The sequence below is a fragment of the Ruegeria sp. AM7 genome (assembly GCF_056535965.1).
On record NZ_JBQFJE010000003.1, the window covers coordinates 1,587,257 to 1,601,297 of the forward strand.

Sequence of the window (14,041 nt, forward strand, 5' to 3'; positions counted from 1 at the left end):
CTTAGGGTCACTTGAGTGGGATTTAGTACATTCCTGTGTAACAAGCTAGCCCACCCGTGCATAGCTGCCATGACCGCGCACCATGCATCCGCAGAATACTGGCTGTACTGATTCAATCGATTATCGCAGTATTTCAGCGTCTTCCAATAAATATCAGGAAATTCGCATCTGCGAAAACAATCGCATTGAAGCACATTTAGAACTGTTTTAAATCCGCCTCAATTCACACAGGAATCACAGGAATTTGAACATGAAGACCGGGACCGAGCTGCCGAAAGTGACCTTCCGCACCCGCGTGCGTGACGAGGCCGTCGAAGGCCCCAACCCCTATCGCTGGGAAGACAAGACCACCGCAGATTACTTCGCCGGCAAGCGCGTGATCCTGTTCTCGTTACCCGGTGCATTCACGCCCACCTGCTCGACCTACCAACTGCCCGGTTTTGAAAACGGCTTTGCCGACTTCAAGGAAAACGGCATTGATGAGATCTACTGCATGTCGGTCAATGACAGCTTTGTCATGAACAAATGGGCGCAAGATCAGGGCTTGAAGAACGTCAAGGTCATTCCCGATGGATCGGGTGAGTTCACACGAAAGATGGGGATGCTGGTCGACAAAGACAATCTGGGATTCGGAATGCGTTCGTGGCGCTATGCGGCCATCATCACCGACGGCGTTGTCGAAGCGTGGTTCGAAGAGCCCGGACTGATGGATAACTGCCCCGAAGACCCCTATGGCGTGTCATCTCCGGAAAACCTGATGACGCATCTGGTAGCAGAGAAAGAACTAACTCTGACCTGATCGCGACTTTGAGTACCTCTGCAAGACCCGCCCTGTTGGCGGGTCTTTTCATGTCCGCGTGGCTGACACGATATCCGTTCCGACAGCTCGGATGACCCCGGCCAGACTGTCAAACCAGTCTTCACCCCGGGTAGAAATCCGGCGCACCAAACCTACGGTACGGAAGGGTTGTGGTGCGCCGAAACGCTTTAAGCTCAGACCGCGCACAGCACCAATCTCAGCCTGCGCGGCCAGTTCCGGCATCAAGGTCAAACCAAATCCCTCGGCAACAAGACGCGACAATGTCGCCAGCGAAGAAGCCCCCATATTAATCAAGCCGCTGCTGCGGTCCTGACCGCAGACCTCCAGTGCCTGATCCGTCAGGCAATGCCCGTCGTCCAAAAGCATCAACTGAGTGGTTTGAAGGTCCACCGGTCGCAAAGCCTCGGTGTCGCGCTGCATGGTTTGCAACCGGCCAGCACTGCCCGCCAGTAAAAACCTGTCTTCGAACAAAGGCTGCTCGAACAACTCAGAGCCGCCCGAGGGCAGAGCCATGACCCCCGCATCAATGTCACCAGCCCGTAGCATGTCCAACAGTCGATCGGTGCGCGCCTCGCGAATCTGCACGCGCAACGAAACGTCCATCGTCCGCAATCCTGCTAAGACACCGGGTAGAATATAGGGTGCAATCGTCGGAATGATCCCGATCGACAAAGACCGGTGACCGCCCGAATGATCCCGAGCAAACTGGTCGAGACGATTAGCAGCCCCCAAAACCTGCTGCGCATAGTCCAGAACATCCCGCCCCAACGGGGTTAACAGGATGTCCCGCGCTTGCCGTTCAAACAGCGGGCCGCCCAGCGTTTCCTCAAGCGTTTTGATCTGAACTGACAGGGCGGGTTGTGACACGTTGCATTTCTGCGCCGCCCTGCCGAAATTTCGCTGTTCGGCCACTGCGCTGAAATATAGAAGTTGTCGGAGCGTAAAATTCATAACCCCTGATTATCTGAACGCGCATTATCCGCAACCGCAAATTATCGCGCTAGCCGATCATCCGGCTCTTTTCTGCTTGGCTCTCATAGTGGCGTTTCAACCGTTGAAGTGCAATCCGCAGCACAATTTTGCCCGAGCGTGCAGACCACCCCATACGTTTTTCGGCCAGTTCCAAACCCTCCAGGTAACAACAGCAGCGCAGTGCAACATCGCTGAGTCCCGGCCCTAGGTCGGACAGAGCCCGCTCGACCCGATCGCGCGCATCGGACGAACCCCGCCCGTCTTTCACACCCGCGCCAAAACTGCCGCGCCCTCCTGCCGTTAGGAAATGATCCCAGTTCTGCGCGACCTGAGGACCGATCTGAGCAAGTTCAAAATCCTCACGCAGCCTCTCACCCGCCCGAACAAGTGCTTCGTCCAGAAAAGGTTTTCCGTCCCGATCCCGACGCCGCGCCAAGGCGATCAGAGGGCTTTCAGCGGCGCTGTACCGTATGCGCCGTGGACGTTCTGTCTTTGCAGCGCCCATTTGCGCAAGGGATGAGGCCGTCTGAAACGGCGCTTGTGCCTCAGCCAACCCGAAATCATTTCGGTTACGTGCCTTGTTTTCCGCCTCGGCCACAAGCTGGCTAAGCGCAGCACGACCCGAAGTCGAAATCCGATAACGTGAAATTCGTCCGGGGTTATCGCACGTGATCCAGTCCTTCAAAGCCAAGGCTTGAGCGGTTTTGCAATCCACTACAGCCGTCCGCGTGGTACCGCTGTCACCCGCATCGCGCACCACAACGGCCTTATCCATTTCTTCGGCCACGGCTAGAACTGACCCAGTTTCGCAAAGCCGCCTGAGAACGCGCATCGCCTCTCGATTGAATTTTTCCTCGGCCGCAGCAAGATCGTCTTCCTGAGCGGCCGGAAAGGCGCAATTCTGTTGAGCTGTGTCCGAAAAATGAGCCTCCGCCAGCGTCTGAAGCGCGGCATCCACCAGCGGATCGTCTCGCCGCATCTCAATCCGGCGAATTTGTCTGAGTATGGTCGACGCATGGCACCCCGCTGACCGCGCTATATCGCGGATCGACTGGCCGGTTTCGGTATGCGCGAGATACCTCTGCGCCCCTTCGGGTACCCAAGCCGGAATGGTAAAAGCCACGTTATTTTCCATAGTTACTTGCCCTCGTCGACAAAACAATTCCGTTCCCAATCGCCCCCGATAAATGTGTTAACCAATTCTAACTAGAGCCGCTTTCGTTACTCGTTCGTTAACCAACAGGGACGAAAACCAGATTTGCTTCAAAATCATAAACACTCATGAAACCATCGTTCGGAGGGAATGCAGTTGAGGCAACGCCCGTTTAGGTTGTGTGACAAAGAGGGCAACTTTTACTCGGACCAAGGAACCCCGACATGCAGGACCTGATGACCATGATAGCTGCTCTTCGCCGCCCTCGTTTGCTGGCGCGGGCCGCAAAACACGGAGCGCAAGACTACGATCGAGATCGTCATCTTCAACGCCTGTTGGGCTATGGTGCACTGCCCGGATCTGGCGCGGCACTCATGCAGTTGATGGAAATGGAGAAAGATGTAAACGCGCAAAGGCTGGCCGAAGACGCCGCCTATTCTCTGGTCCGCCATCTGGACCTGTTAATCGCGCTTTTGGGCGAGGCGCAGCTGTACAAAGCCAGCCGCGCCGCGCAATATCAGTGATCAGGCAAAGGCGTCGGGCATAGAGGCCTTTTTCTTCTCGATATACTCATTCAGAGCGGCATGGATCGACGGGTCGAGCTGCGGCTGCTGGTAGTTTGCCAGCAGATGTTCGACCCGCGAAGTGGCCAGTTGCCGTGTATCCCGACCGCCTTCATCTTCCCAGGTTTCGAACGGCTTATAGTCAAGCAGTTCCGATTTCCAGAACGCGTCCTTGAAGTTGGCCTGCGTGTGGTCGCAGCCAAGGTAGTGACCACCAGGGCCCACTTCGCGTATCGCATCCATCGCCTGTGCGTTGTCGTCAAAGGCGACGCCTTTGGCCACGCCGTGCAGAACACCCAACTGATCAGCATCCATGACGAACTTTTCAAAGTCCGCCACCAGACCACCTTCCAGCCAGCCACAGGAATGCAACATAAAGTTAACACCGGCCATCAGCCCCATGTTCAGCGAGTTCGCGGTTTCATATGCGGCCTGCGCGTCGGGCAGTTTCGAGCCGCAGAACGACCCTGCTGACCGGTATGGCAACCCAAGGCGACGTGCCAGCTGACCCGCACCATAGGTAACCAAAGACGCCTCAGGCGTCCCGAAGGTTGGTGCGCCCGAATTCATGTCAATCGACGACACAAACGCGCCAAAGATCGCTGGTGCGCCGGGACGGATGATCTGGCTATAGGCGACGCCGGCCAGCACCTCGGCCAGAACTTGCGTCAGCGTCCCCGCTACCGAAACCGGAGCCATCGCACCGCCCACGATGAAGGGCGAGATGATGCAGGCTTGATTGTTCGCGGCGTAAACCTCCAGCGAACCCATCATCACATCGTCGAAGGTCATCGGCGAGTTGATGTTGGTCAACGAGGTCATGACGGTGTTTTCCTGCACGAACTCTTTGCCGAACAGAATCTCGCACATCTCGACCGAGTCCTGCGCGCGGCTGGGATCGGTGACCGAGCCCATGAACGGCTTGTCCGACAAAGTCATATGCGCCATCAGCATGTCCAGGTGACGCTTGTTGACCGGGATGTCCGTGGGTTCGCAGACCGTACCACCCGAGTGGTGCAACCACTTGGACATGTAGGCCAGTTTCACGAACTTGTTGAAATCATCCATGGTCGCATAACGACGGCCACCCTGCGCATCACGCACAAATGGAGGGCCATAAACTGGTGCAAGAACCAGGTTGCGGCCGCCGACAACCACCGATTTTTCTGGGTTTCGCGCGTGCTGCGTGAATTCGCTGGGCGCGGTTTTGATCAGTTCACGCGCCAACCCTCGGGGGATACGCACACGCTCGCCATCAATGTCGGCACCGGCGTTCTTCCAGCGCTCTAGTGCAGCGGGGTTGTCGACAAAGTTGACGCCAACCTCGGCCAGAATGGTTTCAGCGTTGCTTTCGATAATTTCTAGCGCTTCCTCGTTCAGAACTTCAAAGTTCGGAATATTGCGCTCGATATACTTCGCCGTTTCGATACGAACCGCGGTACGCTCGGCCCGGCGGGCGGCCCCGCCACCGCTTCTGGCTCTGCGTCGGGTGTTTGCCTCTGTCATGAGATGATCCCGTTAAACATGTTCACGTTGGACATTGTGTTACCGGAACAGCCGGAGTCACCAGACGTGGATTACGTCGCAATAGGGGTAAAAGCGACATGATCAGCCATTCGCTTTTGTTTTGACCCAATTTCACGAATGCTCAAGATGTAAGCATGGATTCGGAAACGCCTCACGCCGCGGGCCCATCTGCGGAACGAAAAAGTCTGGACGCGGCCGAGATTGGTGCAGTTGCGCACCTATACCGCGGCGAAGTCTACCGGAGCACGATCTGGCGCACACGGCTGGACACCACGACCAACTGGGCAGTTGTCACGTTGGGCGTTGCACTGTCGATTTCTTTTTCATCGCCCGAGGCTTCGCCGCTTCCACTGGTACTTGTTGGCGTACTGATTATCCTTTTCCTGATGCTCGAAGCGCGGCGCTACCGGTATTTCAATGTTTGGCGCGCCCGGGCCAGATGGCTGGAAACCCATTTCTACGCACCACTTCTGTATGACGGCGATCTTCACATGGAAGAGAACTGGCAAAAGGTTTTGGCTCAGGACTATTTGCACCCACGCTACCACGTCAGCCTGATGATCGCGATCGGGCGGCGAATCCGAAGGAATTATCTGTGGATTTTACTGATCCAGAGCCTTGCCTTTTGCGTCAAGATTTCGGTCCATCCGACACCGGTTGAAAGTTTTCATCAGGCCCTCGATCGAGCGGATGTCGGCCCCATTCCCGGTGAGTTTCTTATTCTCACAGGCATTTTCTACATACTTTGCTGGTCCCTCATCGCGATCTGGAGTTACCGGGCAGATGTCAGCCGTGCTTCTCATCGAGGCAGTGAAAAATCGGAATCGATGGGCTAATCTGCTTCGAGTGTTTTTTGCATGGCCACGGAATTTCCGCTGACTTCTGATTCAATCCAACCCAGATGCGCATAGATCGCTCGGGTATCTCGCATCAGCCGGTGCGTGCGCAATACCATCAGGGTGCATCCGGCTTCGCGCGCAGCATCCTCAACCCGGTTCAGCAATTTCCCGGCGATGCCTTTTCCCTGACTGCTGGGCGCGACAGCCAGATTGATCACTTTCATTGCCATCCCGGATTGAGTGTAGATGATTACCCCGCCCAGACCGGTCTCAGCCCAAGCCAGAATGACCTGATTTTCGGCAATCTCCTGTGAGATGCCTGCAGTGACGTCCGGCAGATCGCCGATGGATTCGCGCGCTTTGGAATACGCGGCTGCGATGCAGTCAGAGATCGCCCCCGCGTCCGCCGGAATTGCGCTGGTAAACCGAATTGCTGTCATTGCTCCGTCCTCTCTCACCCTTTGGCCGAAAAGCCCGTCATAACGCTTGCACATAGCCGCCGTGCAACCTAATAGCCAACCATGAGCCAGACATCCCATGACCGCCTATTGATCATCGACTTCGGCAGCCAGGTAACGCAGCTTATCGCCCGTCGCCTGCGCGAGCTTAACGTCTACTGCGAAATCCACCCCTACCAGAATGTTACTATGGACTTTGTGCGCCAGATGGCACCCAAGGCTGTAATCTTCTCAGGCGGACCGGACAGCGTTACGCGTGAGGGGTCGCCCCGCGCCCCGCAAGAAATTTTCGACTATGGCGTGCCGATCCTTGGCATCTGTTACGGCCAGCAAGTGATGATGCACCAACTGGGTGGCAAGGTCGAAAGCGGCCACGGCACTGCCGAGTTCGGACGTGCTTTCGTGACACCCAAGGGTCAGCTGGACATTCTGGACGGTTGGTTCGCCGAGGGTGACGAGCAGGTCTGGATGAGCCATGGCGATCACGTCAGTGAAATCGCTCCGGGGTTTGAGGTGTTCGGGACGTCTCCAAATGCGCCCTTTGCCATCACCGCCGACAGCGCACGCCATTTCTATGCAGTACAGTTCCACCCCGAGGTGCACCACACCCCCAAAGGTGCGAAACTGTATGAGAATTTCGTCAAACTGGCCGGGTTCAGCGGCGACTGGACGATGGGCGCCTATCGCGGACAGATGATCGAGAAAATCCGCGAGCAGGTCGGTGACAAAAAGGTCATTTGCGGTCTGTCCGGCGGCGTCGACAGCTCAGTCGCCGCGATCCTGATCCACGAGGCGATTGGCGACCAGTTGACCTGTGTGTTCGTCGACCATGGGTTGCTGCGCAAGAACGAGGCCGAGGAAGTCGTCGGCATGTTCCGCGACAACTATAACATCCAGCTAATCCACGCCGATGAAGCAGACCTGTTCCTTGGCGAACTGGAAGGCCAGTCCGACCCCGAGACTAAGCGCAAGATCATCGGCAAGCTGTTCATCGACGTGTTCCAGAAACACGCTGACACTATCGACGGGGCCGAGTTCCTGGCGCAGGGCACTTTGTACCCCGATGTCATTGAATCCGTGTCTTTTTCCGGCGGCCCCTCGGTCACGATCAAGTCGCACCACAATGTCGGCGGCCTGCCCGAGAAAATGGGCCTGAAGCTGGTCGAACCCCTGCGCGAGCTGTTCAAGGACGAAGTACGCGCTTTGGGCCGCGAACTGGGCCTGCCGCAGAGTTTCATCGGTCGTCACCCCTTCCCCGGCCCCGGTCTGGCGATCCGCTGCCCCGGTGAGATCACCCGCGAAAAGCTGGAGATCCTGCGCGAGGCCGACGCGGTCTATATCGACCAGATTCGCAAGCACGGGCTCTATGATGAGATCTGGCAAGCCTTCGTGGCGATCCTGCCCGTGCGCACCGTGGGTGTAATGGGTGACGGGCGCACTTATGACTATGCCTGCGCCCTGCGGGCCGTGACCTCGGTCGATGGAATGACCGCAGATTATTATCCCTTCACCCATGAATTCCTGGGCGAGACGGCCACGCGGATCATCAACGAGGTCAAGGGGATCAACCGATGCACTTATGACATCACCTCGAAGCCTCCGGGCACAATCGAATGGGAATGACGCAAAAAGCCGGGCCATCGCCCGGCTTTTTTGTTTCTGCGCGACAGATTTCCGGTTACGTATCAGAACAATACACATCAGAGTTAACAGGGCCTTGCATGGATACTTCCAGACCGCAAATCGGCAAGGCCGCTTTATGGATGCTCGGTGCGATCGCTTCGTTTTCCTCAATGGCGGTAGCCGGACGCGAGCTGAGCGTGACGCATGACACGTTCGAAATCATGTTCTACCGCAGCATTGTCGGCATCTTCGTCGTCGGCCTTGTTCTTACGGCAACCGGTAGTTGGCATCAGGTCTCGACGCACAGGCTGGGGCTGCACAGCATTCGGAACGTGTTGCATTTCACCGGGCAAAACCTGTGGTTTTACGCCGTTTCGGTTGTTCCGCTGGCGCAAGTGTTTGCACTTGAATTCACGCAGCCCATCTGGGTGATCCTGTTGTCCCCGCTCTTGCTGGGTGAGCGTTTGACCACAACTCGGGTCCTGTCGGCCCTGATCGGATTCCTCGGTATCCTCATTGTGGCGCGACCGGGGGCCGTTCCCCTCAGCGCGGGCGTTGTGGCTGCCGCCATGTCCGCGATCTTCTTTGCCCTGACGACGATCTCGACAAAAAAACTGACCCAATTCGCAAGCATCGGGTGCATTATGTTCTGGCTGACTGTCATTCAGGCCGGCCTTGGGTTTGCCGCTTCTGCATTCGATGGCCAGATCACCTTGCCGACATTATCAACCGCCCCTTTCCTGCTGCTCGTCGGGCTGGCTGGGTTGCTTGCACATTTCTGTATAACGAACGCTCTGGCGATTGCTCCGGCCACGGTTGTGGTGCCTTTCGACTTCGCCAGACTGCCGACAATCGCGATTGTCGGGGTGATTCTCTACCAAGAACCACTGGATCACTGGACGCTTTTAGGGGCCGTTGTGATCTTTGCAGGTATCTTTCTGAACGTTTACGCCGAAAATCGTAACAGTTTAGCAACAGTTCCTCGCGACACTCAGCGCAAGTAACGCACCGTCACCAGTTGACGCTAAAATGAACCCCGAGTGAATATTGAGCATCATAAGTAAACACCACACTGCGCGCACTCACATCACAGCACTGCGCAGCATACAGGAAAGTATAAGGGAGGAAATTCATGAAAAAGGCGCTTCTACAAGCGTGCGCTTTGTGCGTTGGCGCGACTGGCGTGCATGCCGCAGGACTTGATCGCAGCGGTCAGGGCATCAACCTGATTTTCGAAGACGGTTCGGTGGTCCAGGCGCGCCTGGGTTACGCAAACCCAGATATCAGCGGTGAGCAGAACGGTGTGGATTCCGGAAACGTCGGTGAAAGCTTTTTCTCTCCGGGTCTGGGCTACAAACGGGCCCTGACGGATAAATTGGATTTTGCGCTTCTTTATGACCAGCCCTTTGGTGCAGACGTCGAATATCCGTCGAACTTCCCGCTTTCTCAGAACGTTCCTTTTGGGGCTGCTGGTCGTCAAGACGTTTTGCGTGCTGATGCAGACGTGGACGCACTTACAGCCGTTCTTCGCTACAAAATTGGCAGCGGCTTTAGTGCGATTGGTGGCGTTCGCGGACAACGAATTGAGGCAGAAGTCGCGGTCCCATTCGTAGCTGGGTACGAAGTTGAATTCGACAACACAACAGACTTCGGATACCTAGTTGGTGTTGCTTGGGAACGACCAGAAATTGCCGCACGTGTATCACTGGTTTACAACTCCAAAATAACCCACGATATCAGCACAACAGAGTCCGTGAACGGCCTTGGCCCGACGGGTGTGATAGTTGTCCCGACCGAATCGACGACTAGGGTCGAGACGCCACAATCAGTTAATCTGGATTTCCAAACCGGCGTAGCGCCAAAAACACTGGTTTTTGGATCTGTTCGGTGGGTAGATTGGCCGCAAGCCAATGTGACCCCAGAGGTTTTCGCTAGCCTTGCTAACACAGACCTTGTGAGCTTCGCAGATGATACCTTCACCTACACACTGGGTGTCGGCTACCAGTTTTCCGAAGAATTCTCGGGTGCGTTGTCCTTTGGTTATGAAAAAGACACAGGCTCCGAGGTGTCCAACCTGGGCCCGACCAACGGTTTCTGGAGCGTCGGCGTCGGTGGCACCTACTCGATTGAGAAAGCTCAGATCTCGGGCGGTATTCGCTACACAGATATCGGCGACGCGACCACAACCACTGGCGGCGAGTTCAGCGGAAACTCGGCCTGGAGCGTCGGTCTGCAGCTGACCTACGCGCTGGACTAATCAAGTTAATCCAAACCATTCAAAGGCCCCGCCCAATCGGTGGGGCCTTTTCGCATGTTTCGGGTCGCCTCCAGCCTTGGCGATATGAGAAACAAACATATGGCTGATCAAAAACATCTCTCTGGCCACGCATGGGCCGAGCTTTTACTTCTGGGGTTGATCTGGGGTGCATCCTTTTTGGCGATCCGCATCGCTTTGGACACAATCCCTGTAATGACTTCTGTTCTGCATCGTGTGTTCTGGGCGATGCTGGCATTGTGGCTAATAGTCTGGGCAAAACAACAAAGCGTCCCGACCGACCTGCGTACATGGGGTGCGTTTCTTGTCATGGGGCTGCTGAATAACGCTATCCCATTCACCCTTATGGCATGGGGTCAGTTGTATATCGACACCGGGCTGACCTCGATCCTCAACGCGGCCACGGCGGTTTTCGGTGTATTGGTAGCCGCCATGCTGTTCCGGGACGAAAGGCTGACTAAAGCCCGCGCCCTTGGTGTCGGGTTAGGTTTTCTGGGTGTCACTATCGCCATCGGCTGGCGGAACTTTGCGAGCTTTAACATACAAAACGTCGCCCAACTGGCGATCATTGCCGGCGCCCTGTCATACGCTTTCGCCAGCGCATGGGCGAGAGTTACGCTTTCGCACCTTCCCCCAACCGTTGCAGCAGCGGGGATGTTAACTGGAGCTACGGTGGTGATCCTTCCCATAACCTTGATGACCGACGGGATACCCGTGCTCAATCTGCCTGCGTTAACGTGGGCCGCGATCTCATATTACGCCCTGGTCGCGACCGCAGGTGCGTATCTTTTGTATTACCGCGTTCTGGCTATGGCCGGTGCAGGAAACCTGATGTTAGTAACACTTGTCATTCCGCCCATCGCCATTCTGCTGGGCAGTGTCCTGAGGGACGAAGCCCTTCCGGCACAAGCATATCTAGGTTTTGCTGTTCTCGGACTTGGGTTGCTAATACTTAACCGATCCGCTGCGCGCGATTGACGCCGCAGCTGCCCCGAATTAGCAAGGTCTAAAAAAGGGATAGCGGTCGATGATCTACAATTCGGCGAAAGAGTGGCGGGACGCAGAGCGGAAGAAAGTGCTTTTCTTCGGCATGTCAGGGCTTGGCAAAACCTATGTCTCGAATGTCCTGAGGGATTCTGGAGACTGGTTCCACTACTCGATCGACTATCGCATCGGCACACGCTACATGGGCGAGTACATTATCGATAACGCCAAAGCCCAAGCCATGAAGGTCCCTTTTCTGCGCGATCTTCTGTTGTCGGATTCGATTTACATCGGCTCGAATATCTCGTTCGAAAACCTGACCCCTGTTGCCGCTTACCTGGGCAAGCCGGGCAATCCTGCGCTCGGCGGGTTGGAGCTGTCGGAGTATTGCCGCCGACAGGAGCAGTTTCGCCTGGCTGAAATTCACGCTCTTCTGGACACCGAATACTTCATTGATCGTGCCAAGCGCCTCTACCAATATCCGCATTTCATTTGCGACACCGGCGGTTCCATCTGCGAGTGGGTTGATCCTGAGGACGCTCGCGATCCCGTCTTGTCGGAATTGTCGCGCCAGACATTGATGATCTGGTTAAAAGGCGATGAGGACCACACCGCCGAGTTGGTCCGCAGGTTCGACAAGGCCCCTAAACCGATGTCCTACCAGCCAGAGTTCCTGACACGAGTTTGGGAGGAATATCTGGCAGAACAAGGCTGCAGCGCGACCGAGGTCGATCCAGATGCTTTTGTCCGATGGACCTATGCGCGCGCGTTAGCGCATCGGCAACCGCGCTATCAGGCGATGGCCGACAATTGGGGCGTGACGGTCACTGCAAATGACATGCACAGCGTTCGTGACGCAGGTGATTTCGATGAGTTGATCGAACGCACCCTTGAGACCCGCGCTAACCACGCTTAATTACCGCCTCTACACTGTAACTCCAAAGGCTTGCACTGATGCCAATCAAGATTCCCTCCGACCTGCCCGCATTCGACGTCCTCTCGAAAGAGGGTGTCATGGTCATGGCCGAGGATCAGGCAATGCGTCAGGATATTCGCCCTTTGCGGATCGGGTTGCTGAACCTGATGCCGAAAAAGATTCAGACCGAAAACCAATTCGCCCGCTTGATTGGCGCGACGCCCTTGCAGATCGACCTGTCGTTGATCCGCATGACCGAGCATCGCACGAAAAATACTGCGGCCGAACACATGGCTGAGTTCTATCGCCCGTTTCAGGAGGTCAAAGATCAAAAATTTGATGGCCTGATCATCACCGGTGCACCTATCGAACATCTTGAGTTCAATGATGTTACCTACTGGGACGAAATCAGCGAAGTCTTTGAGTGGACTCAGACCAATGTCCATTCTACTTTTGGCGTTTGTTGGGGTGGAATGGCGATGATCAATCATTTCCACGGCGTCAAAAAGCACATCCTGGACGCCAAGGCGTTTGGGTGTTTCCGTCACAGTAATCTAGCACCCGCATCGCCCTTCTTACGGGGTTTTTCGGACGATTGCGTTATCCCTGTCAGCCGTTGGACAGAAATGAAGCAATCCGAGATCGACACCGCCTCGGGGCTAAAAACGCTGCTGGGCAGTGACGAAGTCGGACCGTGCCTGGTCGAGGATCAGGCCCATCGCGCGATCTATATCTTCAATCACTTCGAATATGACAGTGATACGCTGAAACAGGAGTATGACCGCGACGTGGCGAACGGTACCCCAATCAACGTGCCGATGAACTACTACCCCGACGACGATCCAAGCCGTCCGCCGCAGAACCGATGGCGCAGCCATGCGCATTTGCTCTACGGTAACTGGATCAACGAGATTTATCAGTCCACCCCGTTCGAGATGGAAAACATTGGCCGTTAAAGCGCTTATAACAGTTCTTTTGCTCGTCATTGTGCTTGCCGTCGTCACCACTTGGCGCGCGTCGCAGAATAAGACGCGCGCGGAAACTGCTTTCCCACCAGAGGGCCAGATCATCGACGTTGATGGCGTCGGCATTCACGCTGTCATAATGGGTAATGGCCCCGATGTTGTTTTGATCCATGGATCCAGTGGCAACACACGGGACATGACCTTTGCGCTGGCGCCGGTCCTTGCCGAAAACTACCGGGTTATCGTGTTCGACCGTCCCGGCCTGGGATATAGCGATAGCTTTAATACCAACGGGGAAACCATTGTAGAACAAGCGGAAATCTTGCAAAAAGCGGCTGAAAAACTTGGCGCCAAGAAACCTATAGTAGCGGGGCAAAGCTATGGGGGGGCTGTGTCTCTGGCATGGGCGGTGACGCGTCCTGATAACCTTTCAGCGCTGGTCTTGATCGCGCCTGCTGCCATCCCGTGGGAGACACCTCTTGATGGGTTCAACAAGATGGCCTCAACACCAACAGGAAACGTACTGGCGCTGCCGTTAATCAGTGCATTTGTTCCGGAATGGTATGTCGAACAAGCTTTGGATCGCGTCTTCTCGCCACAAACGGCCCCTGAAGGATATGCAGACCATTTTGGCACTGGCTTAACGATCCGTCGTGCTTCGATGCACGCCAACGCCAAGCAACGTGCCAACCTTCTGGAAGAAGTGCGCGCCCTGCAACCCAGCTATAAGAACATCGACGTACCGACCGAGATCGTACACGGCACTGCGGATGACACCGTGGGTCTTGGTTGGCATTCGCACCGCTTGATCGAACAGATTCCCGGCGCAGAGCTGATGGAGCTTGAGGGCATCGGCCACATGCCGCAGGTCGTCGCAGCCCCCGAAGTCGCCGCAGCTATTGATCGCGCAGCCCAAAGGGCAGGTTTGCGTTAATTCGCCGGCTAA

General features: G+C 55.9%; 14 protein-coding genes. 10 read left to right on the top strand and 4 right to left on the bottom strand.

Annotation, left to right across the window (positions count from 1 at the left end; translation table 11 throughout):
• Positions 1 to 250 precede the first annotated feature (250 nt).
• Positions 251 to 799 (top strand): redoxin family protein, encoded by a 549-nt coding sequence (locus tag ACR3EG_RS11910; RefSeq protein ID WP_480495973.1) that lies wholly within the window; start codon positions 251 to 253, stop codon positions 797 to 799.
• A gap of 48 nt (positions 800 to 847) precedes the next feature.
• On the opposite strand, the gene ACR3EG_RS11915 is transcribed toward ACR3EG_RS11910, so the two are convergent.
• Positions 848 to 1,771 carry a LysR substrate-binding domain-containing protein gene (locus tag ACR3EG_RS11915; protein WP_480495975.1) on the bottom strand — a complete coding sequence of 308 codons (924 nt, stop codon included), beginning with the start codon at positions 1,769 to 1,771 and terminating at the stop codon, positions 848 to 850.
• Between the two features lie 49 nt (positions 1,772 to 1,820).
• Positions 1,821 to 2,927: a DUF6456 domain-containing protein gene (locus ACR3EG_RS11920; RefSeq protein WP_480495977.1), complete on the bottom strand. Its 1,107-nt coding sequence runs from the start codon at positions 2,925 to 2,927 to the stop codon at positions 1,821 to 1,823.
• A gap of 242 nt (positions 2,928 to 3,169) precedes the next feature.
• On the opposite strand from ACR3EG_RS11920, the gene ACR3EG_RS11925 reads away from it, so the two are divergent.
• On the top strand, positions 3,170 to 3,469 hold the full coding sequence (locus ACR3EG_RS11925; protein WP_353392933.1) for a DUF6477 family protein: 300 nt from the start codon (positions 3,170 to 3,172) through the stop codon (positions 3,467 to 3,469).
• Here the strand turns inward: ACR3EG_RS11925 and ACR3EG_RS11930 are convergent, their stop codons facing one another.
• A complete protein-coding gene (locus tag ACR3EG_RS11930; RefSeq protein WP_480495979.1) occupies positions 3,470 to 5,014 on the bottom strand; it encodes a trimethylamine methyltransferase family protein in 1,545 nt (514 codons plus the stop codon). It abuts the gene before it with no gap.
• A gap of 155 nt (positions 5,015 to 5,169) precedes the next feature.
• On the opposite strand from ACR3EG_RS11930, the gene ACR3EG_RS11935 reads away from it, so the two are divergent.
• Positions 5,170 to 5,871: a DUF2270 domain-containing protein gene (locus ACR3EG_RS11935; RefSeq protein ID WP_209196426.1), complete on the top strand. Its 702-nt coding sequence runs from the start codon at positions 5,170 to 5,172 to the stop codon at positions 5,869 to 5,871.
• Here the strand turns inward: ACR3EG_RS11935 and ACR3EG_RS11940 are convergent.
• Positions 5,868 to 6,314 (bottom strand): GNAT family N-acetyltransferase, encoded by a 447-nt coding sequence (locus ACR3EG_RS11940; RefSeq protein ID WP_480495981.1) that lies wholly within the window; start codon positions 6,312 to 6,314, stop codon positions 5,868 to 5,870. The genes ACR3EG_RS11935 and ACR3EG_RS11940 overlap by 4 nt on opposite strands.
• Before the next feature lie 81 nt (positions 6,315 to 6,395).
• Here ACR3EG_RS11940 and guaA point away from each other — a divergent pair, with 81 nt between their 5' ends.
• From guaA to ACR3EG_RS11975, 7 genes are all read left to right on the top strand, one after another.
• Entirely contained in the window at positions 6,396 to 7,955 is a 1,560-nt protein-coding gene (gene guaA, locus ACR3EG_RS11945; RefSeq protein ID WP_480495983.1) for a glutamine-hydrolyzing GMP synthase, read from the top strand.
• A gap of 98 nt (positions 7,956 to 8,053) precedes the next feature.
• Entirely contained in the window at positions 8,054 to 8,959 is a 906-nt protein-coding gene (locus ACR3EG_RS11950; RefSeq protein WP_480495985.1) for a DMT family transporter, read from the top strand.
• A gap of 128 nt (positions 8,960 to 9,087) precedes the next feature.
• Positions 9,088 to 10,212 (top strand): OmpP1/FadL family transporter, encoded by a 1,125-nt coding sequence (locus ACR3EG_RS11955; protein ID WP_480495987.1) that lies wholly within the window; start codon positions 9,088 to 9,090, stop codon positions 10,210 to 10,212.
• 99 nt (positions 10,213 to 10,311) lie between these two features.
• On the top strand, positions 10,312 to 11,208 hold the full coding sequence (locus ACR3EG_RS11960; RefSeq protein WP_480495989.1) for a DMT family transporter: 897 nt from the start codon (positions 10,312 to 10,314) through the stop codon (positions 11,206 to 11,208).
• A gap of 49 nt (positions 11,209 to 11,257) precedes the next feature.
• Positions 11,258 to 12,130 carry an ATPase gene (locus ACR3EG_RS11965; RefSeq protein WP_480495991.1) on the top strand — a complete coding sequence of 291 codons (873 nt, stop codon included), beginning with the start codon at positions 11,258 to 11,260 and terminating at the stop codon, positions 12,128 to 12,130.
• 38 nt (positions 12,131 to 12,168) lie between these two features.
• Complete coding sequence (metA, locus tag ACR3EG_RS11970; protein WP_480495993.1) at positions 12,169 to 13,086, top strand: homoserine O-acetyltransferase MetA; 918 nt, start codon at positions 12,169 to 12,171, stop codon at positions 13,084 to 13,086.
• Positions 13,076 to 14,029: an alpha/beta fold hydrolase gene (locus ACR3EG_RS11975; protein ID WP_480495995.1), complete on the top strand. Its 954-nt coding sequence runs from the start codon at positions 13,076 to 13,078 to the stop codon at positions 14,027 to 14,029. The genes metA and ACR3EG_RS11975 overlap by 11 nt, the downstream gene beginning before the upstream one ends.
• Positions 14,030 to 14,041 lie beyond the last annotated feature (12 nt).

Coding starts and splice junctions, on each gene's coding strand:
- ACR3EG_RS11935 (WP_209196426.1), top strand. CDS start 5,170: ATGGATTCGGAAACGCCTCACGCCGCGGGCCCATCTGCGGAACGAAAA.
- ACR3EG_RS11915 (WP_480495975.1), bottom strand. CDS start 1,771: ATGAATTTTACGCTCCGACAACTTCTATATTTCAGCGCAGTGGCCGAA.
- ACR3EG_RS11960 (WP_480495989.1), top strand. CDS start 10,312: ATGGCTGATCAAAAACATCTCTCTGGCCACGCATGGGCCGAGCTTTTA.
- ACR3EG_RS11950 (WP_480495985.1), top strand. CDS start 8,054: ATGGATACTTCCAGACCGCAAATCGGCAAGGCCGCTTTATGGATGCTC.
- ACR3EG_RS11910 (WP_480495973.1), top strand. CDS start 251: ATGAAGACCGGGACCGAGCTGCCGAAAGTGACCTTCCGCACCCGCGTG.
- metA (WP_480495993.1), top strand. CDS start 12,169: ATGCCAATCAAGATTCCCTCCGACCTGCCCGCATTCGACGTCCTCTCG.
- ACR3EG_RS11965 (WP_480495991.1), top strand. CDS start 11,258: ATGATCTACAATTCGGCGAAAGAGTGGCGGGACGCAGAGCGGAAGAAA.
- ACR3EG_RS11925 (WP_353392933.1), top strand. CDS start 3,170: ATGCAGGACCTGATGACCATGATAGCTGCTCTTCGCCGCCCTCGTTTG.
- ACR3EG_RS11955 (WP_480495987.1), top strand. CDS start 9,088: ATGAAAAAGGCGCTTCTACAAGCGTGCGCTTTGTGCGTTGGCGCGACT.
- ACR3EG_RS11940 (WP_480495981.1), bottom strand. CDS start 6,314: ATGACAGCAATTCGGTTTACCAGCGCAATTCCGGCGGACGCGGGGGCG.
- ACR3EG_RS11920 (WP_480495977.1), bottom strand. CDS start 2,927: ATGGAAAATAACGTGGCTTTTACCATTCCGGCTTGGGTACCCGAAGGG.
- ACR3EG_RS11930 (WP_480495979.1), bottom strand. CDS start 5,014: ATGACAGAGGCAAACACCCGACGCAGAGCCAGAAGCGGTGGCGGGGCC.
- guaA (WP_480495983.1), top strand. CDS start 6,396: ATGAGCCAGACATCCCATGACCGCCTATTGATCATCGACTTCGGCAGC.